General features: G+C 65.9%; 19 protein-coding genes. 10 read left to right on the top strand and 9 right to left on the bottom strand.

Features of this window, described 5'->3' with window-relative positions; translation table 11 throughout:
- The first annotated feature begins 11 nt into the window (after nt 1-11).
- Entirely contained in the window at nt 12-782 is a 771-nt protein-coding gene (locus tag ACE10W_RS03285; RefSeq protein WP_304550785.1) for a hypothetical protein, read from the top strand.
- Nucleotides 783-942: 160 nt separating this feature from the next.
- On the opposite strand, the gene ACE10W_RS03280 is transcribed toward ACE10W_RS03285, so the two are convergent.
- The 5 genes from ACE10W_RS03280 to ACE10W_RS03260 form a co-directional block, all read right to left on the bottom strand.
- Nucleotides 943-1,749, bottom strand: a complete 807-nt coding sequence (locus ACE10W_RS03280) for an SDR family NAD(P)-dependent oxidoreductase (protein WP_028173603.1) — start codon at nt 1,747-1,749, stop codon at nt 943-945.
- Nucleotides 1,750-1,806: 57 nt separating this feature from the next.
- Nucleotides 1,807-2,184 carry a DUF1850 domain-containing protein gene (locus tag ACE10W_RS03275; RefSeq protein ID WP_304550784.1) on the bottom strand — a complete coding sequence of 126 codons (378 nt, stop codon included), beginning with the start codon at nt 2,182-2,184 and terminating at the stop codon, nt 1,807-1,809.
- Nucleotides 2,181-4,289 (bottom strand): TRAP transporter permease, encoded by a 2,109-nt coding sequence (locus ACE10W_RS03270; RefSeq protein ID WP_375762502.1) that lies wholly within the window; start codon nt 4,287-4,289, stop codon nt 2,181-2,183. The genes ACE10W_RS03275 and ACE10W_RS03270 overlap by 4 nt, the downstream gene beginning before the upstream one ends.
- Nucleotides 4,290-4,505: 216 nt before the next feature.
- Nucleotides 4,506-5,453, bottom strand: coding sequence for a TAXI family TRAP transporter solute-binding subunit (locus ACE10W_RS03265; protein ID WP_028173606.1), 948 nt, complete (start codon nt 5,451-5,453; stop codon nt 4,506-4,508).
- A gap of 193 nt (nt 5,454-5,646) precedes the next feature.
- Nucleotides 5,647-6,126 (bottom strand): hypothetical protein, encoded by a 480-nt coding sequence (locus ACE10W_RS03260; protein WP_028173607.1) that lies wholly within the window; start codon nt 6,124-6,126, stop codon nt 5,647-5,649.
- A gap of 195 nt (nt 6,127-6,321) precedes the next feature.
- On the opposite strand from ACE10W_RS03260, the gene ACE10W_RS03255 reads away from it, so the two are divergent.
- A complete protein-coding gene (locus tag ACE10W_RS03255) occupies nt 6,322-6,624 on the top strand; it encodes a hypothetical protein (RefSeq protein WP_011084117.1) in 303 nt (100 codons plus the stop codon).
- 113 nt (nt 6,625-6,737) lie between these two features.
- Here the strand turns inward: ACE10W_RS03255 and ACE10W_RS03250 are convergent, their stop codons facing one another.
- Together ACE10W_RS03250 and ACE10W_RS03245 are read right to left on the bottom strand one after the other, a co-directional pair.
- Nucleotides 6,738-7,952, bottom strand: a complete 1,215-nt coding sequence (locus tag ACE10W_RS03250) for a hypothetical protein (RefSeq protein WP_304550783.1) — start codon at nt 7,950-7,952, stop codon at nt 6,738-6,740.
- Nucleotides 7,953-8,008: 56 nt separating this feature from the next.
- Nucleotides 8,009-8,638: a CoA pyrophosphatase gene (locus ACE10W_RS03245; protein ID WP_161533182.1), complete on the bottom strand. Its 630-nt coding sequence runs from the start codon at nt 8,636-8,638 to the stop codon at nt 8,009-8,011.
- A 68-nt stretch (nt 8,639-8,706) separates the two neighbouring features.
- On the opposite strand from ACE10W_RS03245, the gene ACE10W_RS03240 reads away from it, so the two are divergent.
- The 7 genes from ACE10W_RS03240 to ACE10W_RS03210 all read left to right on the top strand — a co-directional run bounded on the left by ACE10W_RS03240 (nt 8,707) and on the right by ACE10W_RS03210 (nt 16,185).
- Complete coding sequence (locus ACE10W_RS03240) at nt 8,707-9,132, top strand: PaaI family thioesterase (RefSeq protein WP_304550782.1); 426 nt, start codon at nt 8,707-8,709, stop codon at nt 9,130-9,132.
- A 338-nt stretch (nt 9,133-9,470) separates the two neighbouring features.
- The gene (locus ACE10W_RS03235; RefSeq protein WP_304550781.1) at nt 9,471-10,481 is read left to right on the top strand and encodes an aldo/keto reductase; all 1,011 of its coding nucleotides are present in this window, start codon (nt 9,471-9,473) and stop codon (nt 10,479-10,481) included.
- A gap of 15 nt (nt 10,482-10,496) precedes the next feature.
- Nucleotides 10,497-11,810 carry a tetratricopeptide repeat protein gene (locus ACE10W_RS03230; RefSeq protein ID WP_304550780.1) on the top strand — a complete coding sequence of 438 codons (1,314 nt, stop codon included), beginning with the start codon at nt 10,497-10,499 and terminating at the stop codon, nt 11,808-11,810.
- A gap of 33 nt (nt 11,811-11,843) precedes the next feature.
- Nucleotides 11,844-12,662 carry a CoA transferase subunit A gene (locus ACE10W_RS03225; protein ID WP_060909297.1) on the top strand — a complete coding sequence of 273 codons (819 nt, stop codon included), beginning with the start codon at nt 11,844-11,846 and terminating at the stop codon, nt 12,660-12,662.
- Nucleotides 12,662-13,405 carry a CoA transferase gene (locus tag ACE10W_RS03220; RefSeq protein WP_304550779.1) on the top strand — a complete coding sequence of 248 codons (744 nt, stop codon included), beginning with the start codon at nt 12,662-12,664 and terminating at the stop codon, nt 13,403-13,405. The genes ACE10W_RS03225 and ACE10W_RS03220 overlap by 1 nt, the downstream gene beginning before the upstream one ends.
- Before the next feature lie 203 nt (nt 13,406-13,608).
- Nucleotides 13,609-14,187, top strand: coding sequence for a hypothetical protein (locus ACE10W_RS03215; RefSeq protein WP_028173616.1), 579 nt, complete (start codon nt 13,609-13,611; stop codon nt 14,185-14,187).
- Nucleotides 14,188-14,328: 141 nt separating this feature from the next.
- A complete protein-coding gene (locus ACE10W_RS03210; protein WP_304550778.1) occupies nt 14,329-16,185 on the top strand; it encodes an ATP-binding protein in 1,857 nt (618 codons plus the stop codon).
- A gap of 41 nt (nt 16,186-16,226) precedes the next feature.
- On the opposite strand, the gene ACE10W_RS03205 is transcribed toward ACE10W_RS03210, so the two are convergent.
- Together ACE10W_RS03205 and ACE10W_RS03200 are read right to left on the bottom strand one after the other, a co-directional pair.
- Nucleotides 16,227-17,786 (bottom strand): oleate hydratase, encoded by a 1,560-nt coding sequence (locus tag ACE10W_RS03205; RefSeq protein ID WP_304550777.1) that lies wholly within the window; start codon nt 17,784-17,786, stop codon nt 16,227-16,229.
- Nucleotides 17,787-18,063: 277 nt separating this feature from the next.
- On the bottom strand, nt 18,064-19,875 hold the full coding sequence (locus tag ACE10W_RS03200) for a long-chain fatty acid--CoA ligase (RefSeq protein WP_304550776.1): 1,812 nt from the start codon (nt 19,873-19,875) through the stop codon (nt 18,064-18,066).
- Nucleotides 19,876-19,985: 110 nt separating this feature from the next.
- Here ACE10W_RS03200 and ACE10W_RS03195 point away from each other — a divergent pair, with 110 nt between their 5' ends.
- The gene (locus ACE10W_RS03195) at nt 19,986-20,333 is read left to right on the top strand and encodes a DUF3088 domain-containing protein (RefSeq protein ID WP_304550775.1); all 348 of its coding nucleotides are present in this window, start codon (nt 19,986-19,988) and stop codon (nt 20,331-20,333) included.
- Nucleotides 20,334-20,372: the final 39 nt, after the last annotated feature.

The raw sequence follows: 20,372 nt of genomic DNA, 5'->3' as shown, positions 1-20,372 counted from the left end.
ACACACTCCAGATGACGACCCTGATCGACGACCGTCGTGTTCGCGCGCGTGATGCGTCGCCTGCACGATATTTTTACCTCCACATGGCCCTGGCCTGCGCGGCGACCGCTTTTCTCGGCTTCGCGCCGACCTATTGGGTGCCGCTCGCCCACCGGACGTTCTCCGCAAGCCCCGTGATTCACTTTCACGGCCTCCTGTTCTTCACCTGGTCTCTCTATTTTGTGATCCAGACCTGGCTGGCGGCTTCAGGCCGCGTGGTCAATCACCGCGCGATCGGCATCGTCGGCGTTTCGCTCGCGACCGCGATGACGATCTTCGGCTTCCTCGCCTCCGTGCACGTGATGCAGCACTCCGCCGCGCTCGGGCAGAAAGAAGCCGGCATCGCCTTCTCGATCGTGCCGATGAGCGGCATCGCGTTCTTCGCGGTGGTGTTTGTGCTCGGCATCGCGAACACCCGCAGGCCCGAGATCCACAAGCGCCTGATGCTGCTCGCCGCGGTCTCGATCCTCGACGCCGCGATCGCGCGCTGGTTTCTGACCTTCCTCGCCCCTCCCGGACCGCCCGGTCCGCCGCCGGTGCCGGTGACCATCGCGCCGGCCGTGGTCGCCTCGATGTTGCTCGTCGTCGCCATGGTGCGCGACTGGCGCACCGAGCGCCGCGTGCATCCGGTCTACATCACCGGCACGCTCGCGATGCTGGCGGTGAAGGTGCTGAACTGGCCGATCAGCGAAAGCGCGGCATGGCATGCGTTCGCCGGCGGGATTCTGGCGCTGGCGCAGTAGTTCTCCGATGTCGTCCTGGCGCAAGCCAGGACCCATTACCCCGAATGCCGATTGTTGAAGAAGGCTGGAGCTACCAGCCTTCGCCAAACCTGTCCCTGTGGTAATGGGTCCTGGATCAGCGCTCGCTTGTCCAGGACGACGGCGGAGTGTGAGGCAGCGCTTACGCCCCCGCCTTGCACGTGATCCCGCCGTCGACCACGAGCTCGATCCCCGTCACATATTTCGACTCGTCCGACGCCAGGAACAGCGCGGCATTCGCGACGTCAAAGGCATCGCCCATGTGACCCATCGGCACCTGGGCATCGCGCGCGCGCCACATCGCCTCGACGTCGCCCTTGGCGTAGCTGGCGGCAAGGCCGGCGGAATGCTCGACCATCGGGGTCTTCATCAGGCCGGGCAGGATCGCATTCACGCGCACATGATGCCGCGCGAACTCGATCGCGGTGGTGCGCGTCATCTGGTTCATCGCCGCCTTCGAGGTGCCATAGGTGACGTAGGAGATGCCCATGTGGCGGATCGAGGCGATCGAAGAGATGTTGATGATTGAGCCGCCGCCCTGCTTCACCATCACGGGGATGACGTGCTTCATGGCGAAATAGGCGCTCTTGAGGTTGACGCTGAAGACGCGGTCCCAACTCTCCTCGGTTACCTCGACCACGCTGCCCATCTCGGCGATGCCGACATTGTTGTCGAGCACGTCGATGCGGCCATAGGCCTTCAGGCACGCCGCGACCATCGCCTCGATCTCGGCTGACCGCGAGACGTCGGCGGTAAACGCGGTCGCCTTGCCGCCTTCGTCATTGATGATCTTCGCGGTCTCCTCGGCAGCAGTGCCGTTGCGGTCGACGCAGAACACCTGCGCACCCTCGCGCGCGAAGGTCACCGCGGTCGCCTTGCCGTTGCCCCAGCCCGGCCCGATCGAGCCCGCGCCCACCACCATCGCAACCTTGCCCTTGAGCCGATCCATCGCGTGTCTCCTTTGTTGTTGTTCTTGTAGCCCGGATGGAGCGAAGTGCAATCCGGGCTACGGATCGTTGCAGACCTTCATCGTCGTGACGTTAGCACCTATGGGATGCCCGACAATCTCCGACAATGTCCGGCACGCGCCGTCATGGCAGAGCCGCCATTCCCCGGCGGCGCCGGAATTGCCGAGCACGACCTCCTGCATCGGCGCACGCTGCGGCTGCCATTGAAACCAGCCATCGACGAGCCGCGCTTCGGGCGGCGGCTCCATGCCGGCGCCGGTGCCCTTGACCCGCGCCTGCACCAGTTCGAGCCCCGCCGGCGTGACGCGCCAGTCCTCCTGCCAGTCGACCTTTTCGATCGAATGCGTCCACACCAGCGTGAAGGCGGACAGCGCCAGCGCCTTCACGCCCGATGCTGTGGCGAAGCAGAGGCTCACACCGCCTCGACCACTGCCGGTGGGCGCTGCCGCCACTGCCACAGCACGAGCGCGGCGGACAGCACGAAGCCCGCGGTGTCGCTGAACGGGAAGTCGCCGAGCAGGCAGAACGCGGCACCGAGCGCGACCAGGCGTTCGACGAGCGTCAGCCGCGTGAACAGGAAGCCGATCGCCACCATGCCGAACAGGCCGATCGCCACCAGCGCCTTGAAGGTCGCCAGCGCGACCGCGCCGTAGAAGCCGAGCTTGGCCGCCATGGGATCGCCGGCTTGGAGCATCAGCGCCGGCGAATAGACGAAGACGAAGGGGATGACATAGCCGGCGAGCGCGATGCGCATCGCCTCCCAGCCGATCTTGTCCGGATTTTCCTTCGCGATCGGCGCGGCCGCGAGCGCGGCGAGCGCGACCGGCGGCGAGAGGTCGGCCATGATGCCGTAGTAGAACGCGAACATGTGGCTCGCGATCAGGGGCACGCCGAGTTTCGCCAGCGCGGGCGCCGCGAGCGCGGCGGTGATGATGTAGGTCGGGATGGTCGGAATGCCGGTGCCGAGCAGGATCGACAGCAGCATGGTCATGATCAGCGCCAGGAACAGGCTCTTCTCGCCGAGACCGATCACCCAGCCGCCGAAGATGGTGCCGACACCGGTCTGCGACATCATGCCGATGATGACGCCGACGATGGCGCACGCCATGCCGACGGTGATGGCGGACTTGGCGCTCTCGGCCAGCGCGTCGCGGCACTCGCGCAGGGCCTTGAACCCGCCGCGGATGAAAGCGGTGATCACGATCAGCCCGGCCACGACGCTCGCGACCGGCACGATCTGAAGGCCGTCGCGCGACAATGCGGCGACGACGAGCGCGAGCCCGACCCAGAAGATGGTGCGGATCACCATCGAGGACGCACCGGCCGTGATGCTGGCGCCCAGGATCAGCGTCACCGTGAGCGCGAGGCCCATGCTGCCGGCATAGAGCGGCGTAAAGCCTTCGAACAGCATGTAGACCAGCGCGGCGAGCGGCAGCACGAGGTACCAGCGCGTCACCAGCGCCTTCCAGGCGCTCGGGATCTCCGAGCGCTTCATGCCGACGAGACCGTGCTTGCCGGCTTCCAGATGCACCATCCAGAACGCGGATGCGAAATAGAGGATCGCGGGGATCGCCGCTGCCTTCACGATCTCGGAATACTGGACGCCGAGCGTCTCCGCCATGATGAAGGCGACCGCGCCCATCACCGGCGGCATGATCTGCCCGCCCATCGACGCCGTGGCCTCGACACCGGCTGCAAAGGCGCGGCGATAGCCGAACTTGATCATCAAGGGAATTGTGAACTGGCCGACGGTGACGACGTTGGCGACGCCCGAGCCCGAGATCGTGCCCATCATGCCCGAGGCGAACACCGCGACCTTGGCAGGTCCGCCGCGGGTGCGGCCGAACAGGCCGAGCGAGACGTCGGTGAAGAGCTGGATCATGCCGGCGCGCTCGAGGAACGAGCCGAACAGGATGAACAGGAAGATGTAGGTCGCCGACACGTAGATCGGCACGCCGTAAAAGCCTTCGGTGCCGAACGACAGATGCGTGACGATCTGGTCGAAATCATAGCCGCGATGGTTGAGCGGCGATGGCAGATACTGGCCGAAGAACCAGTAGAGCAGGCACGCGCCGCACATCAGCGGCAGCGCCGCGCCCATCAGGCGCCGCGTGCCCTCGAAGATCAGCACCGCAAGCAGCGTGCCGACGGCGAGATCGAGCCTGGTCGGATCGCCGTCGCGCGCGATCAAATCGGCGTAGAAAATCCACTGGTAGAGGCCGCAGAAGAAGCCGGCGCCGCCGATCACCCAGCCGAGCGCGCGGCCGACATCGCTCCTTGCAGTGAAGTTCGCGATCAGGCCGAAGGTGAGGAGAACGAGAAAGCCGACATGGACGCCGCGCACCACCTGGCTCGGCAGATAGTTGAAGGCGGCGACATAGAGCTGGAAGGTCGTAAAGGCGATGCCGATCCAGTAGGCGAGCCGGCCCCACCAGCCCGGGCCAAACCCTTCGGGGAAGCCATGCTCGAAATTGTCGAATTCGACCTTGATGGGCGCCTCAGAGCCCTCTGCCTGCAACATCGATGTTTCCCCGCGCCCTGATTAGGTGCGTTCTTACAGCATTCGCGCTGCGCCCTGAATACGTCATACCCGGGCAGAAGCGCGAAGCGTCTTCGCGCAGATGACCCGGGCATCCACGCTCACTCCGTCATTCCGGGGCGATGCGACGCATCGAACCCGGAATCTCGAGATTCCGGGTTCGGCTCTTGCGAGCCGCCCCGGAATGACAGCGGAGAATTACTTGATCAGCCCCTTTTCCTTGTAATAGCGGATCGCGCCGGGGTGCAACGGAACCGGGCTGCCGGTGGCGGCCGTCTCGAGCTTGATCTCCTTGCCGGCCGCGTGGGCATTCTGCAATTCCGGCAGCGACTCGTAGACCAGCTTGGTCATCTGGTAGGCGAGATCGTCCGACACCGCCGAGCTGGTCACGAGATAGTTGACCACGGCCGCGGTCGGCACGTCCTTGTCCTGGCCCGTATAGGTGTTGGCGGGAATGGTCGCCGCGATGAAGGGCGGGCCGATCTTGTCGACGGTCTCCTTCGGCACCGACACCACGGTGATCGGGCTCGAGGTGGAGAGATCCTTCAGCGAGGCCACACCGAGCCCGGCCGATTGCAGCGTCGCACCCAACTGGCGATTCTTCATGAGGTCGACGGATTCGGCGAACGGCAGATACTCCACCTTGCCGAGGTCCTTGTAGCTCATGCCGGCCGCGCTGAGGATCGCGCGGGAGTTCAGCTCGGTGCCTGACTTCGGCGCGCCGACCGACAGGCTCTTGGCCTTGAGGTCGGCCAGCGTCTTGATGCCGCTCTCGGTGGTCGCGACGATCTGGATGTAGTTCGGATAGATCGCGCCGATGGTCCTGAGCTTGTCGAGCTTGGTCTTGAAGCCGGCTTCCTCGTCGCCGTCCCAGGCCGCCTTGAGCGAGTCGCCCAGCGTGAACGCGAGCTCGCCGCGGCCCTGCTGGAGCAGGATCAGGTTCTCGACCGACGCCTTGGTGGCCTGCACCTGCGTCTTCACGTTCGGGATCTTGTCGCCGTAGATCTTCCCGATCGCGACCCCGAGCGGGTAGTAGACGCCGGAGGTGCCTCCGGTCAGCACGTTGATGAAGGATTGCGCATGCGCGCAAGGCGCCGACGCCGCCAGAGCAAGAGCCGCGGCCACGCCGAAAATCGTCCGTTTCATGATTTCTGTACTCCCCAAACCGGCGGGGAAATTGGCCGGATGAGGGGAGCGGGTCAACCCATCCAATAGGCAAAACAGGACTGCGGTAAACAGCCGTTCCGGCTCGACTTTTGAGGAACCCGGCGGGTGCGGCGACGTGGCGCAGCCGGATCGCGGCGCGCCCGAACGCATCGTGTTCGAGCGCGCAATCTGCTCACTGGAACGTCATGTCCAGGCACTTGGAGATGTCGGAGCCGAGGCCGGAGGAGATGATGATGCAGCCGCGCACCTTCTGCGCGGTGACGTCAGCAGCCCAGACCGAGTAGCCGCCGGGGCCGAAGAACGAATTGGTGTTCGGCGGCTCGGTCTCGGTGGCGTCGAAGTCGTAATGTCCGTCGGTCTCGAAGATGCGCGGCTTCTTGGTGCAGCCGCCGTCGGTCTGGACGTTGATGACTTCCTTGTTGTCCCGGGTCAGGGCCAGCGATACCTGGCAACGGAAATATTCCGAGGTCCTGGTGTTGAAGAGATAGGTGTAGGACTTGCAGGTCGCCGTGTTCAGCTTGCCCGGGGCAAGGCCGCGGCTGCACGAGATCCGCTGGTTGTGGCTGAGCTGGTAATCATCGGCCCGGGCGGCCGGAGCCAGCGCCGTAAGCAACAGCGCGGCAGCCGAGCAGGCTTTAATGACATGGTTCATTCGAATCATCCCCACCAATATTTTTGTCGAATTGCGTTCTAGACGGAAAGCGGAACATAGTCGCGAGGGGACGAAGGGAAAATCACAAACTGCTGGACAAGACGTGATGCGCCGCGGCGCTTTCGCGAATTGACCCGAAAATGCCGTTCGTGATTTGTTCAAGCCGGGCACCCCGACGATGGGGAGGATAGGATCATGGTATTTTCAACGAAGACATTTGCAATCGCAGCCGCGCTCGGCGCATTCACAGCACCCGCATTGGCGCAGACCGAGGCGACGCCCTGGGAGCTCAAGCCCGACATGGGCTACGCCTATGACAGGGACGGCAAGACTTATTCCTACAAGATGGGCACCAGCAATGCCGGCGAGCTGCTGAAGGGCGCCAAGAAGGTGCCGAAGGGCACGCTGTTCTTCATCGGCCACAACGGCCAGCTCTACATGCGCAGCGGCCCGTATCTGGAAGGCGACGGCAAGTTCAAGTTCGGGCCGGATCAGTAGGCACGGCACCGTAGGGTGGGCAAAGGCGCGTTAGCGCCGTGCCCACCACCTGTCAGCACACTCTGGTCGAAAGCGGTGGGCACGCTTCGCTTTGCCCACCCTACGGCAGCGTCCTAAAACGCCCCCGCCAGCTCCCGCGCGCCGGCATTGTTGCTGTTGCTGTCCATCCGCGTATCCGTCACCGCGAGCAGCTTCGCCACCGTGTTGTGGCGGATCGCGACCGGGTTGCGCTCGTAGCCGCCGCGCTGGAAGAAGTTCGAGGTCGGCACCTGCTCGCGCATCGCCTGCGGCATCGTCACCATGTCGAGGCCGGTGCCGTCGCCGGTGAGGTTCATCATCTCGAGCTCGGCCGCCGTGAGCGGACGCGCGTAGCCCTTTGCGCGCGCGAACAGCACCGACGTCAGCAGCTTGTGGGTCTGCAGCATCGGTCCGATATCGACGTCGAGCACCATGGCATGCATCGCCCAGCCCTGCGCGGTGTTGCCGATCTTCTCGTGCTCCGACCAGGTGTCCGGCACCGACTTCGCATGCGCCACCATTTTCTTCAGCACGGTGAGCTTGTGCTCGAGCGACTGCCGCGCCGGGCCCGAGGTCCGCGCCACCTTGTCGGAGAGCGCGCGAATGAATTCATGGCCCTGCTCGGCCAGCAGTTCGACGCTGTTGGTGGTCAGGAGCTGGTTGTAGCCCATCGCGGTCGAGATCGCGCGCTTGCCGCCATGCTCGATGCCCGCCTGCACGTCGTAACTGCCGGTGCCGCCGGTCTCGAACGAATAGACCCGCACGGCCTGCTCGCGCGTCAGCCCGGAGGCGAGCGCGTAGCGCGCATAGGCGCGCTTGAACTCGACCTCGCTGGACGGGCGCTGCGGCGTGAACTGGTAGAGCTCCTGCGCCGCACGCAGCAGATCGGCGACGACGGGGATCGGCTTTTTGGTCGGGCGCTCCGGCGTTTCCTCCGGCTCCGGATTCACCGGCCGCTTCGGCCCGTTATACAGCGGCGGATGCTCCAGCACGTAATCGTCGAGCGTGATCTGCTGCCCGCCGCGCCGCTTGGCATTGCGGGTCTTTCGCTTCTCGGAGATCTGGCCCCAATAGGCACCGGCTTCCTCGTCGAAGGCCGCGCGCGCGGCCTGATATTCCCCGAGCTTGCGGCGATATTCGAGCACGACGGGCGACGCCCCGCCTTGGGCAAAAAACTGCGACAGGAGCTGGGCCTTGGCATCGCGGACGGCGGGCGGCAGCGCGTCGGACGCGCCGCCACGCGCGGCGGGCGCGAGCAGGACGAGCGCGAATGGAACCAGCGCAAGGCTCTTTCGAATCGAATGATGCATGCCGCTCTCTTAACAGGCATCCGGTAACCGTCACGTTAACGCGCCGTTTACCATCGTCACTTCCAGGCGAACACCGGCTGTTCCAGCTCGGTCACGCGGGTCTGCCGCCCCGCCAGCACCTCGCGGAACTGGTAGATCAACGCCGCCGTCGGCGCGTGGATCAGGCTCATCTGGTGGTGAAAGCGTATCACTCGGCGGCTGCTTTCGGGGATCGCGGTGAAATCAAAGGCGTCGTCGCGCTCGATCGTCGCGAGCGCGATGCGATGAACGGAGGCGACCTCGTCCGGGTTCGGACGGATGGCGGCGGCGGCCGTGGCCCAGACCACCACCGGCGTGATCAGATAGCCGGAGCGGGTCGGATAATCGTCGAGCGTGCCGAGCACCTCCGCGCTGGTGAGGCGAAGGCCGAGCTCCTCGTCGAGCTCGCGCAGCGCCGCCTCGACCGGCGTCTCGCCGGCATCGCAGCGTCCGCCCGGCAAGGCCCATTGGCCGCGATGAGCGCGCAGGTGCGATGCGCGCAGCGTGAGCAGGAACGCGGTGTCGTCCCCCTCGCCCGCCGCGGTCAGCGCGACCGCCACCGCGGCGCGCTTCAGCGAAGGCGCTGCGCCGTCTTCCGGCAGCCGCGTGAAGGCCGCGCAGGCGGCCGCGATATTCCGCCGTGTGGCATCGTCGAACGGTCTCATCATGCTTGACTACACCACGTCCGCCCCCGATGAAATGAGATCGCAAGGCCCGCAGAGGAATGGACGACGAGATGACCAACAAGGCCGCCGCAAGGCTCAAATCGGAGGGCTGGACCATCCTCGATACTACGGGCTTCTTGCACTTGATCGGCCCCTTGTGGCAGCGCAAGGTCGACGGTCGCTACGAATTCGCACTCGCCACCGAGGACAAGCATCACAACCGCCGCGGCATGGTCCAGGGCGGCGTGATGATGACGTTCGCCGACCGCACCTGCGGCATGACCGCCCGCTACGTCTCCGGCAAGGAGTTCATGGCGACAGTGCAGCTCGACACCCATTTCGTCGAGGCCGGCCAGATCGGCGACATCCTGATCTCCCGCCCGCGCGTGGTGCGCGCGACGCGCAGTCTGATTTTCATGAGCACCGAAGTCAGCGTGGACAACCGCTGTGTGGTGATGGCCAACGGCGTGTTCAAGATCTTGAAGGGGCCGACGTAGCGGCGCGTTCCGCCGTCGTCCTGGCGAAAGCCAGGACCCATTACCCCTGAGAGAAATTGTAGCGCGAACCGGTAACCGCGAATCTTCGCAAAACCAATTCCTGGGGTAATGGGTCCTGGATCGGCGCTCGCAATTGGACAACGCTACGCGTTGCCAAGCGCTCGCTTGTCCAGGACGACGATGGGGAAACAACCGTGCTCCCCCAACCTCGTCTTTGCGAGCGCAGCGAGGCAATCCAGACGCGTTCCGCGGACGCATCTCTGGATTGCTTCGCTGCGCTCGCAATGACGGAGCGGGATGGCTATGCTGCTCCGACAAGAAGCAGCAAGGATCCGCCCATGCAATACCGCCAGCTCGGCCGCACTGGCCTGAAAGTCTCGCCGATCTGTCTGGGCACCATGATGTTCGGCGGACCGACCGATGAAGCCGCATCAACGCGGATCATCGCGAAGGCGCATGAGGCCGGGATCAATTTCATCGACACCGCGGATGCCTATTCGAAGGGCGCATCCGAGGAGGTCGTGGGCCGCGCGATCGGCAACAACCGCCATGCCTGGGTGCTGGCGACCAAGCTCGCCAACCCCATGGGCAATGATCCCAATCGCGGTGGGCTGTCGCGGCGCTGGGTGCTGCAGGCCGCGGACGAAAGCCTCAAGCGGCTCGGCACCGACCACATCGACATCTACTATCTGCACAAGGAGGACCATGCGACGCCGCTGGAGGAGACGGTGCGCGCGATGGGCGATCTGATCCGCGCGGGCAAGGTGCGCTATTTCGGCGTCTCGAACTATCGCGCCTGGCGCGTCGCCGAAATCTGCAACATCTGCGACCGGCTCGGCATCGACCGGCCCGCGGTGAGCCAGCCCTATTACAACGCGATGAACCGCATGCCGGAGGTCGAGCACTTTCCGGCCTGCGCCTACTACGGCCTCGGCATCGTGCCCTATAGCCCCTTGGCGCGCGGCGTGCTCACCGGCAAGTACAAGCCGGATGCAGCCCCGGACAAGGAGACGCGTGCGGGACGCAACGACACCCGCATGATGCAGACGGAATGGCGGCCGGAGTCGCTCCAGCTCGCGCAGGAGATCAAGAGCCACGCCGAGACGAAAGGCATCACCGCCGGCCAGTTCGCGGTCGCCTGGGTGCTGAACTCCGCTTTCGTCTCCTCGATTGTGGCGGGCCCGCGCACCGAGGAGCAGTGGGACGGCTATATCCGTGCGCTCGACTATCGTTTCACCAGCGAGGACGAGGCCCTGATCGACCGCCTGGTGACGCCGGGCCATCCCTCGACACCGGGCTACAACGATCCGGCCTATCCGATCGAAGGCCGCCGCGCGCGGACGGCATAACAGCGGGAGGCGACGATGGCGCATGAAGACCGCTACGGCCTGCCGCTTTCCACCGCATCCGATGCCGCGGCATCCGCCTATCGGGAAGGCGTCGACCTCATGCTGGCGGGCTGGACCGGCACGGCGGAGACGCTGGAGCGCGCCATCGCCGCCGATCCGGACTTTGCGCTTCCCCTTATCGCCCGCGCCCGCGTGCATGCCTTCTACCAGCAGGGCGACCTCGCGCGGCAGAAGGCGGCACGCGCGCGTGAGCTCGCTGCAAAGCGCGGCACGGAGCGCGAGCGTTCGCATGTCGAGGCCCTGGCGCTGGCGATCGAGGGCCGGCTGCCCGAGGCGATTGCGGCGACGCTGAAACACGTCGAGGCATGGCCGCGCGATGCCGTGGTGTTGTCGCTGCCGCTCGGCGCGTTCGGCCTGTTCGCTTTCTCCGGCATGGCCGATCACGACCGCGCGCGGCATGAGCTGTGCGAGCGCGTCGCGCGGCATTATGGCGAAGACTGGTGGTTCCTCACCATGTCCGGCTGGGCGATGACCGAGAACGGCGACGTTGCCCGTGGCCGCGGCATCACCGAGCGCGGCTTCGCCCTGCGCCGGCAGAATGCCCATGCCGCGCACGCCGTGCTGCATGCGATGTTCGAGGACGGCTCGATCGAGGCGGCCGACCGGCTCGTCGACGAGTGGATTCCCACTTACGACCGCGCCGGAATCCTGCACGGCCACATCCGCTGGCACCAGGCGCTCGGCGCACTCGAGCATGGCGATGCCGCACGCGCGCTTGCGATCTACGCCGATGTGCTCCAGCCCTCGGCGACGCAGGCGCCGCCGCTCAACGTCGTCACCGACGGCGCCTCGCTGCTCTGGCGCCTGTCCGCTTACGGCCACGCCGTGCCGCAGGAACTCTGGCTCGACGCCGACGCCGCCGCGCAAAAGCTGTTTCCGAAATCGAGCCTGCCGTTCGCCGACGTCCACATGGCGCTGTTCGCGGCCGCAACGCAAAACCGCGACGCGCTCGCCGCGCGCCTTGCCGTGATCGAGCAGCGGGTCGCCGAGGGCAAGCTGCCGGCCGGCCCCGTGGTGCCGGCGATCTGCCGCGCACTGGCGGCCTTTGCGGACGAGGACTATGCGGCCTGCGTGCGGACGCTCGCGCCCGCGCTCGCCGACGTCGTCCGCATCGGCGGCAGCCACGCCCAGCGCGAATTGATCGAGGACACCTTTATTGTCGCTCTCATGCGCGGCGGCGAGCTGGCGCGCGCACGCAGCATGCTCGACGCCCGCCTGCATCGCCGCCCCTCCCTGCGCGATACGCGCTGGCAGGCGGCGATGGCTTGAGGCAGGATAAGAAAAACAAAGCGGAGGACGCCCATGACCGAGATCGTTGCACTGGAGGCGCTGGCCTCACGCGTTGCATCGGGGCAATCGCTGGCCGTCCCCGTGGATCGCTCCGGCGTCGCGATGGCCGCGACCGCCGCCATCATCGCAGCCGGCATCGACAATCTTCATCTGGTCTGCGTCCCCATCAGCGGCATGCAGGCCGATCTCCTGATCGGTGCCGGTGCGGTCAAGACGCTCGAGACCAGCGCCATCTCGCTCGGCGAGGCCGGCGGCGCGCCGCGTTTCGGCGCCGCGGTGCGGGCGGGTAGCGTAACGCTGCGCGATGCCACCTGCCCCGCGATTCACGCCGGCCTGATGGCGGCGCAACACGGCGTGCCCTTCATGCCGATCGCCGGCATCATCGGCAGCGATCTGCTCGAGGTGCGGCCGGACTGGAAGGTGATCGACAGCCCGGTCGGCGAGGCGCGCAAGGTCGTGGTGGTGCCGGCGATCAAGCCCGACGTTGCGCTGTTCCATGCGCCGGAGGCCGACCGTGCCGGCAATATCAGGATCGGCCGCTTCCGCGAGCTCGCCACCATGGCCTATGCCGCCAAGCGCACGCTGGTCACCGTCGAACGCATCGTCGACCGCGATCTGTTCGAGACGGAGGATTCCGCCGCTGGCGTGCTGCCCTCGCTCTATGTCGACGCCATCGCGGTTGCCGAGCGCGGCGCCTGGCCGCTGGCGCTGTGGAACGAATATCCTGCCGACGAGGCCGAGATCGCGCGCTATGCGGCGATGGCGCGCAGCGAGGACGGCTTCCGAGCCTATCTCTCGACCTTCCTGTCCCATCGCAAGCAGGTGGCCTGATGTCATTGGAACGCGAACGGCGCGAAATCCTGATCGCCACCATTGCCGACCTGCTCGACGGCATCCGTCACGTCGCGGTCGGCGCGTCGTCGCCGATCCCCGCGGCCGGTGCGATGCTGCTGCGCGCACGCAACGAACTCTGTGGCAAACCGCCGGTGCGCATCTCGATCCTGGGATCGCAGCGGCACAATTTCTTCACCAATGGCGGCATCGAGCTGTTCGACTGCGCCGCGCAAGGAAGGGTCGATGCGTTCTTTCTCGGCGGCGGCCAGATCGACGGCGCGGGCAACATCAACCTCGTCGGCACCGGCGATTACCCGAAGACCGATGTGCGCTGGCCCGGTTCGTTCGGCTCGGCCTATCTCTACCATCTCATTCCGCGCGTGATCCTGTTTCGCGAGGAGCACACCCCGCGCGTGTTCGTGCCGAAGGTCAACTTCGTCAGCGCCCGGGCGACCACACCGGAGGTCCCTCGCCGCGGCGGGCCATACGCGCTCCTGACCAACATGGCGCTGTTCGACTTCGACCGCGAGGCAGGCGGCTTCGCCCTGCGCTCGGTGCATCCGCCCTTCACGCCGGCCGACATCAGGGAAAATACCGGCTTCACCTATGAAGAACCGGAGGTCGTGCGGGAAACCGCGCGGCCCGATTCCGCAACCCTGGCATTGCTGCGCGGCCGGATTTTCGACGAGCTCGCCGAGACTTACCCGGCCTTTGCAAGGACGATGAAGCAGGCGGCGTGACCCTCCGGTCCTGCCACGAAAAAAACACTGGCCTGACGGCAAGTGCCTGCCGGGATGGTTGGGCGATTTTGGGCGAATCGCCGATGGGTGGCGCGGTGGTATTCCAGACGGGCTTGGCGGCACAAACGGGATCGCAACCAATTTGCGGTTCGATGGTTGTTGAGCGGAACCTTTCCGCGGTCCCCTGGCCTATGAGCCTCACGATGCGCCTCTGCCGACCGGCCCTCGCAGCAGCCTTCGTTGTCCTCGCAAGCCCTTGTTTTGCTGAGTCTTCCAGGCCGATTCCCGTCAACAATCAGCCGGCGCAGCAGACCGCCTTCATCGATCTGCTGGCGCTGATGTCCGGCCACTGCAAGACGCTCAAGGTCGCGGGGCGTACCCTTGCCTGCAAGACGGTGGCCTACGCCCATGGCGACACGGGCCGGGTCAATTTCGCCGTCGCTGTCGACGACCCCACTGATGCGAACCACGTCGTGTCGTTCTCCGGCGAGAACGGCAAGCGGGCCGACGACAACTCCTACGAGCTGCCGATCGACCGCATGCTGCTCAACTCCAAGGACCGGCCCAAGGTCGACGGCCTGCCGGTGCCGGCGGAGCAGACCTCCACCGGAATCTGCCGCCAGACCGGCAATTTCGCCGCCCGGAAGGTGACCGATGTCACCTGCTCCGCAACCGACAGCGAGGGCCGGAAGTACGAGCTCCTGTTCGTCTCCGACGGCACGCCGGTAAGCGTGCGCCGCATCAGGCAATCGTCGCCGTCGATCCAGGATCCGTTCAAGTAGCGGCCCCTTGTGTCGCCCTGCTTGTCACCGGGGTGAGCACGCATCCTTCCGTTGAAACTCCAGGTCAGGCGGTTATGCTCTCGCGTGCATCCTCATTGAGGAGACCCGATTGCATCCAGAGGCGAGGCCGAGAGTCCGGCAATGCGTGTGATCCGCGGGCTCGCGCGCATCCTGATCGCCTGCTTGTTCGCTGGCCTCCCGCGTGAATGCGTCGCAGCCGACGGCCCCCAGCAGCGTTCGGTCCTGGTTCTGGAAGAAGCCGATTTTCGCTCGCCCTTTTATTCGGAGATCTTTGCCGGAATCCGCACCGCCGCGAAGCAGAACGGGAAGAGCAACACGGTGATCTACGGCGAAAGCCTCGATCTCGCCCGCTTCCCGGGACCGGACTATGAATTGAGCCTGGTCGGTCACCTCAAGACCAAATATGCGCAGCGGCCGATCGACGTCATCGTTTCGATCGGCGTCGCATCGGCGAAATTCCTTCAGAAGCGGAAGCAGGACATCTGGCCCGCCGCGCCCGTGGTATACGGCTTCGTTCCCGACCTGCCTGAGACGCGCGCGCTGTTCCTGCCCGATACGACGGCCGTCTTCGCCAGAGTGAGGCCGACACACCTCCTGACCGCAGCGCGCGCAATCGTTCCCGACCTGACCCGTGTCGTCCTGGTGGGCGAGGCCTGGAAGAATCCGCTGGTGTACGGACATTGGAAGCAGGACTTCGCGGCCGCAATGCCCGATCTCGAAGTCATCGATCTGTCCGGCGCGGTGCTGCGTGAGGTCCGCAGTCGCGTCGCTTCCCTGCCCGACCGCTCCGCGATCCTGACCTCGGCGATGTATTCCGACGGCGAAGGCACCTATTACGCCCCGGCCTCGGCGCTCGCACGCGTTGCCGAGAGTGCGAACCGCCCGATCATCATAACGTCCGATACGTTCCTCGGACGGTCGGGCGTGGGCGGCTTCCTGCTGCTGCCCGAAATCATCGGGCGGGAAGCCGGCGAAGTGGCGATGCGGATCCTCGACGGCGAAGCGCCCTCGAGCATCGCACCGTTCAGCGGAAACAACGTGAGGCCGATCTTCGACTGGCGGCAGCTGAAGCGCTGGAATGTGGACGAAGCCAATCTGCCCCCCGGCAGCGAGGTGCGTTTCCGCCAACCGACCTTCTGGGAGCAGTATTACTGGCACTCCGCGATCATTGCAGGCGTGGTGCTGGTGCAGGCGCTGATGATCACCATTCTGCTGCGCGAGCGCCGTCTGCGCTTCGTGGCCGAGGTCGAGGCGCGCCAGCGCATGTCGGAGCTCGCCCACATGAACCGCCGCGCGACCGCGGGAGAGATGTCCGTCTCGCTCGCACACGAGCTGAACCAGCCGCTCGCCGCCATTCTGATCAATGCCGAGACGGCCCAGCAGATATTACAGAGTCCGGCGCCCGACCTCGGCGAGATCAGGGACATCCTGGACCACATCCGCCGTGACGATCAGCGGGCCGCCGAAGTCATCGGCCGGCTGCGCTCGTTTCTGAAGCGAGACCCGGCCGAACGGCGCGAGCTCGACCTCAATGCCACCGTCGGCGAGGTGTTTCGATTCCTCTCCGTGCAGGCCCTGACCCACGATGTTGAACTCGTCATGCAGCCGTCGTCCGCAGACATTCGCGTGAAAGGCGACAAGATTCAGCTCCAGCAGGCCATCCTCAATCTCGTCGTGAACGGCATGGAGGCTGTGGCCCATCTTCCGGACGAGCGGCGCCGCGTCGTCGGACGAACCAGTCTCACCGAGGGCAACCTCGCCCTTGTCTCCATCGCCGACAAGGGCGACGGCATCCTCGCGGAGAAAGTCGCCGAGATCTTCAAGCCGTTCTTCACGACCAAGGCGCAAGGCATGGGCATAGGCCTCTCGATCGCGCATACCATCGTCCAGGCGCATGGCGGCCGCATCTGGGCCGAAAACGTCCCGTCAGGGGGCGTCGTTTTTCACGTCAGCCTGCCGCTGGCAGCGCCGCGATAGGCGCCGTCGCGTGCGCCGGCGACGTCATCCCGGCGAAAGCCTCAAGCGAACGCCTTCTCCAGGGTCGCGAAGATCACCGCGAGCGACTTGTCATGGCGGGTCACCGGCGGCACCGGGCGCTCGATCTTCATGAGCTGATAGACCGCCATCTGCGCCGCGCGCACCGAATATTCGACGGTGAACACGACGTCGTCGGGGATCTCGACGAACTGGCTGACGAAGGCAAGGTTGACCGAATTCCTGGGCACCGGCAGCGGCCGGTCGGTCACGTTGCGCGGCATGAACATGCTGGTGATGTAGGGCATGCGGCAGGGAATGCAGGTCGCAGTCTCGAACACGTCGCGATCGAAATTCAGGTGCCCGCACAGCTCGTTCAGGATGTCGGCGCCGCCGCACTCGGACATCGGCTTCCCGACGAAATTGCCGATGCGGTCCGGATGCAGCGCATAGCCCCAGAACACCTGAACGTCCTTCGGCTGGCCGGCGAAATGCGGCTGATGATACAGCACCGCCGACATCAGCCAGTTGGAATCCCGGAACGTCACCAGCCCGCCGGTGCCGGCCCTGTTGCCCGAGAACGCCTCCATCTTGTCGAAGAAGCGCGGATCGCGGCAGGTGACGGTGAAGGACAGCCAGTACGATTCCGGGATCGAGCTGTTGAACGCGGACGGATTGCCGAATTCGGGACGTCCCTGCGCGATCGTCTCCCACAGCGCCCAGCCCTGGCTGTCGGCCTTGGTCAGGTGCGGCGGCGGCTCGGTCATGGTGCCTAGGCTCGAAGCATCCGTCATCGAGCCGTTCTGGAAGAACACGAGATCCCCGTCCTCGAGGCGGACGTTGGCGGTGCGGCCGTCGCGATCGAGCACGAGCTGGCGCACGCGCACGCGTCCGGCCTCGTCTTCGAGCGTCATGTCGGTGACACTTGTGCCGCGCACGAACTGCACGCCTTGCCGCTTCAGCCAGTCGGCAAGCGGCTGTACGATCGCGTCATACTGGTTGTAGACGGTACGCTTGACCCCGGCGAGGGTCTCGATGCGCGGGAATTCGTTCATGAACCGGTGCAGATAGCGCTTCAGCTCGACCGCGCTGTGCCAGGGCTGGAAGGCGAAAGTGGTCTGCCACATGTACCAGAAATTGGACTCGAAGAATTTTGGCGACAGCCAGTCGGTGATGCGGCTGTTGCCGAGCGTCTCCTCCGAGGCCTCGGTGAGCCGCAGCAGCTCGAGCCGGTCGCGCGCGGAAAAGCCCATGTGGGAGACGTCGATCTTGAAGCGGTTGCGGTCGACCAGCCGCGCCCGCGAATGCGCCGGGTTCTCCTCGTTGAACGCGACGGTCTCGTCGCGCACGCTCAGGCCCGGACGCTCGAGCGAGGGGATGCTCGACAGCAGGTCCCAGGTGCATTCGTAATGGTCGGTGGTGAGCATGCGTCCGCCGCGCAGCGAATAGGCGCCGTTCGCGAGCAGTGCGCCGTCGAGGCTGCCGCCGACCAGCGGCTGCGCCTCGTAGATCACGATGTCGCGACCCGGCAGCTGCGCGTCGCGAACCAGGAACGCCGCGCCCGCGAGCGATCCGATGCCACCACCGACGAAATACGCCTTCATGACTTGCCTCGATTGCAATTCGAACTTTCGCGGCGACATTGCATGAGGGCCAGCGAGCGAAGTTGCGCTGGATCAAGCGCGATGGACACGGCGTTCAAGAGGATGTGAGCGCTTTCTTTCTCTTTCTCTCCCTCTCCCCGTTCTTACGGGGAGAGGGTCGGGGTGAGGGGCTGCTTCAGCAATGACGGTGAGAGTTATACTCGCGGAGGCTCCCCCTCACCCATATCGCATCTTCGATGCGATATGGCCTCTCCCCGCAAGCGGGGAGAGGCGAAGATCAGGCCGGCTTCTTCGCGTAGATCTGCGCGATCTCCTCGGCGAAGCGGTGTTCGAGCGCGGGGCGCTTGTTCTTCAGCGTCGGCGTGAGCAGGCCGCTAGCAATGGTCCAGGGGTCCAGCGTCCACCAGACCGCGCGCGGCGTCGCGTAGGACGGATAGGCCTTCACGGCCGCTGCGATTCGCGCAAGCAGCGCGGCCCGCTCCGCCGCACCGCCTTGCTTGCCGCTCGCAGCCAACCTTTCCTTCTCCTGCACCCAGGCCTTGGCGTTGAGCACGACCAGCGCGGCGAGGAACGGGCGCTGCTCGCCGACCACCAGCGCCTGCTCGAACAGGGGATCGGCCAGGATCGCGGTCTCGAGATCGACCGGCGCGATCTTCTCCCCGGTGGACGTCACGAGGATATCCTTGATGCGGCCGGTGATGGTGATGCGCCCGTTCTCGATGCGGGCCTGGTCGCCGGTGTGCAGCCAGCCATCGGCCTCCTTCACGCGGCGCGTCTCCTCGGGCTTGTGCCAGTAGCCTAGCATCACGCTTGGGCCACGCACCAGCAGCTCGTCGTTCTCACCCAGCCTGGCCTCGACGCCGTCGAGCACATGGCCGACCGAGCGCGGATCGTTGTCCTCGGGGGTGTTGACCGAAACCACCGGCGAGGTCTCGGTCATGCCGTAGCCCTGGAGAATGTCGAGCCCGAGCGCGAGAAACAGGCGAATGACGGGCTCGGCGATCGGCGCGCCGCCGGAGACCGCGACGCGCAACCGGCCGCCGAGCTGCGCCAGCACCTTGTCGGCGACGAGCTGCTTCAGCAGCGGCCAGGCCAGTCGGTCGAGCAGCGACAGTGCGCCGCGTCCCTGCCGCGCGTCGAACCGCCGGCCGCCGACGGCAATCGTGAGATCGAGCAGCGCCCGCTCGATCCTTCCGGCCGATGCGCGGTGCTGCATGATCAGCGCGTAGACGCGCTCGTAGATCCGCGGCACCGAGACCAGCACCGTCGGCCGCACATGCTTGAGGTCGTCCCCGAGTTGCGGCACCGAGCGCGCATAGGCGACGCAGGCCCCGGCCGCGATCGGATAGTAATAGCCGCCGGTGCGCTCGAACGTGTGCGAGAGCGGCAGGAAGGACAGGAAGACGTCGTCGGGCGACGCCGCGATGCGATGCGCGATCGCCTTCACATTGGCGACAACGTTGTCATGCGACAGCATCACACCCTTCGGCCGCCCGGTCGTGCCCGAGGTGTAGACGATGGCGGCAAGATCGTCCGGCGCCACCGCGACGTCGGACAATGGCGCGGTCGCGCCAGGCGCGGACGCAAGCCACTGGTCGAGCGCGACGATGCGTACATCGGCCGGCACCGGTCCGGTCATGTCGGCACAGACGATGCGCTTGAGCGCATCGAGCGGCTGGCCGGTGGCCACGATCGCCTGCCAGCGCGCCAGCGTATCGACGAACAGCAGCAGCGCGCCGGAATCGGCGAGGATGTAGGCGATGCTGTCGGGGTTGTCGACGGCATGCATCGGCACCGGCACGAGACCGCGCGACAGCGACGCCTGGTCCATCGCGATATGCGCAATGCCGTTCGGCATCAGGATGGCGATGCGCTCGCCCGGCGAAAAATTCTCCGCGGCCAGCGCCCGCCGCCACAGCTCGAATTCCGCGTCGATCTCGTGCCAGGACTGGCTGACCCAGCGCCCAGCATGCGCGTCGAAATGGCGATAGGCTTCCGCCGCCGGCGTCGCCTCGACGCGCCAGCGCAGCAGCTCAGGCAGTGTCTTCACGTCGGCGAGCGTCTGCGGTTGACTGATCGGCCCCGGCATGGCGTCCTTTCCTTCACCGTCGATTCCCATGAATCTGGGGGCTCGACACTAGGCCGGCCAGCCCTCGCCGCCTTGATCCTCAGCAAGGCGGCCATGCTTCGGAGCGATCCATGACGCGCGACCTGCTGTTTCTGCTGCGCCCGGGGTTCGAGGACCCGGCCTATCCGGGCCGGCGCTTCTATTGCTGGCATTGCGCGCTGATGGAGGGCGTGCTCGCTTCGTTTCCGGCGCTCGCCGAAAAGCTCGATGTCGAGCGCATCGCGTGGCCGCAGCCGCGGCAGGCCGTGATCGCGCTGGTCGGGGAGGAGAACCAGTCGCTGCCGCTGCTCGTGCTGGCAGACGGCGCGACATCGCGGCACCAGACCGGCAACCACCGCGGCCGCGCCTTCATCGCCGACAAGGACGCCATCCTCGCCGCGCTCTCCGAACGCCACGGCTTTCCCGATCCGCATCCGTAGGAACGTCGACGTAGCCCGGATGGAGCGCAGCGCAATTCG

Source organism: Bradyrhizobium sp. B025, from assembly GCF_042257955.1.
GTDB lineage: Bacteria > Pseudomonadota > Alphaproteobacteria > Rhizobiales > Xanthobacteraceae > Bradyrhizobium > Bradyrhizobium diazoefficiens.
Note: the sequence above shows the minus strand (reverse complement) of the source record. Positions and strands in the feature narration are given on the sequence as shown.

Coding starts and splice junctions, on each gene's coding strand:
- ACE10W_RS03285 (WP_304550785.1), top strand. CDS start 12: ATGACGACCCTGATCGACGACCGTCGTGTTCGCGCGCGTGATGCGTCG.
- ACE10W_RS03280 (WP_028173603.1), bottom strand. CDS start 1,749: ATGGATCGGCTCAAGGGCAAGGTTGCGATGGTGGTGGGCGCGGGCTCG.
- ACE10W_RS03270 (WP_375762502.1), bottom strand. CDS start 4,289: ATGTTGCAGGCAGAGGGCTCTGAGGCGCCCATCAAGGTCGAATTCGAC.
- ACE10W_RS03265 (WP_028173606.1), bottom strand. CDS start 5,453: ATGAAACGGACGATTTTCGGCGTGGCCGCGGCTCTTGCTCTGGCGGCG.
- ACE10W_RS03260 (WP_028173607.1), bottom strand. CDS start 6,126: ATGAACCATGTCATTAAAGCCTGCTCGGCTGCCGCGCTGTTGCTTACG.
- ACE10W_RS03255 (WP_011084117.1), top strand. CDS start 6,322: ATGGTATTTTCAACGAAGACATTTGCAATCGCAGCCGCGCTCGGCGCA.
- ACE10W_RS03250 (WP_304550783.1), bottom strand. CDS start 7,952: ATGCATCATTCGATTCGAAAGAGCCTTGCGCTGGTTCCATTCGCGCTC.
- ACE10W_RS03245 (WP_161533182.1), bottom strand. CDS start 8,638: ATGATGAGACCGTTCGACGATGCCACACGGCGGAATATCGCGGCCGCC.
- ACE10W_RS03240 (WP_304550782.1), top strand. CDS start 8,707: ATGACCAACAAGGCCGCCGCAAGGCTCAAATCGGAGGGCTGGACCATC.
- ACE10W_RS03235 (WP_304550781.1), top strand. CDS start 9,471: ATGCAATACCGCCAGCTCGGCCGCACTGGCCTGAAAGTCTCGCCGATC.
- ACE10W_RS03230 (WP_304550780.1), top strand. CDS start 10,497: ATGGCGCATGAAGACCGCTACGGCCTGCCGCTTTCCACCGCATCCGAT.
- ACE10W_RS03225 (WP_060909297.1), top strand. CDS start 11,844: ATGACCGAGATCGTTGCACTGGAGGCGCTGGCCTCACGCGTTGCATCG.
- ACE10W_RS03220 (WP_304550779.1), top strand. CDS start 12,662: ATGTCATTGGAACGCGAACGGCGCGAAATCCTGATCGCCACCATTGCC.
- ACE10W_RS03215 (WP_028173616.1), top strand. CDS start 13,609: ATGCGCCTCTGCCGACCGGCCCTCGCAGCAGCCTTCGTTGTCCTCGCA.
- ACE10W_RS03210 (WP_304550778.1), top strand. CDS start 14,329: ATGCGTGTGATCCGCGGGCTCGCGCGCATCCTGATCGCCTGCTTGTTC.
- ACE10W_RS03205 (WP_304550777.1), bottom strand. CDS start 17,786: ATGAAGGCGTATTTCGTCGGTGGTGGCATCGGATCGCTCGCGGGCGCG.
- ACE10W_RS03200 (WP_304550776.1), bottom strand. CDS start 19,875: ATGCCGGGGCCGATCAGTCAACCGCAGACGCTCGCCGACGTGAAGACA.
- ACE10W_RS03195 (WP_304550775.1), top strand. CDS start 19,986: ATGACGCGCGACCTGCTGTTTCTGCTGCGCCCGGGGTTCGAGGACCCG.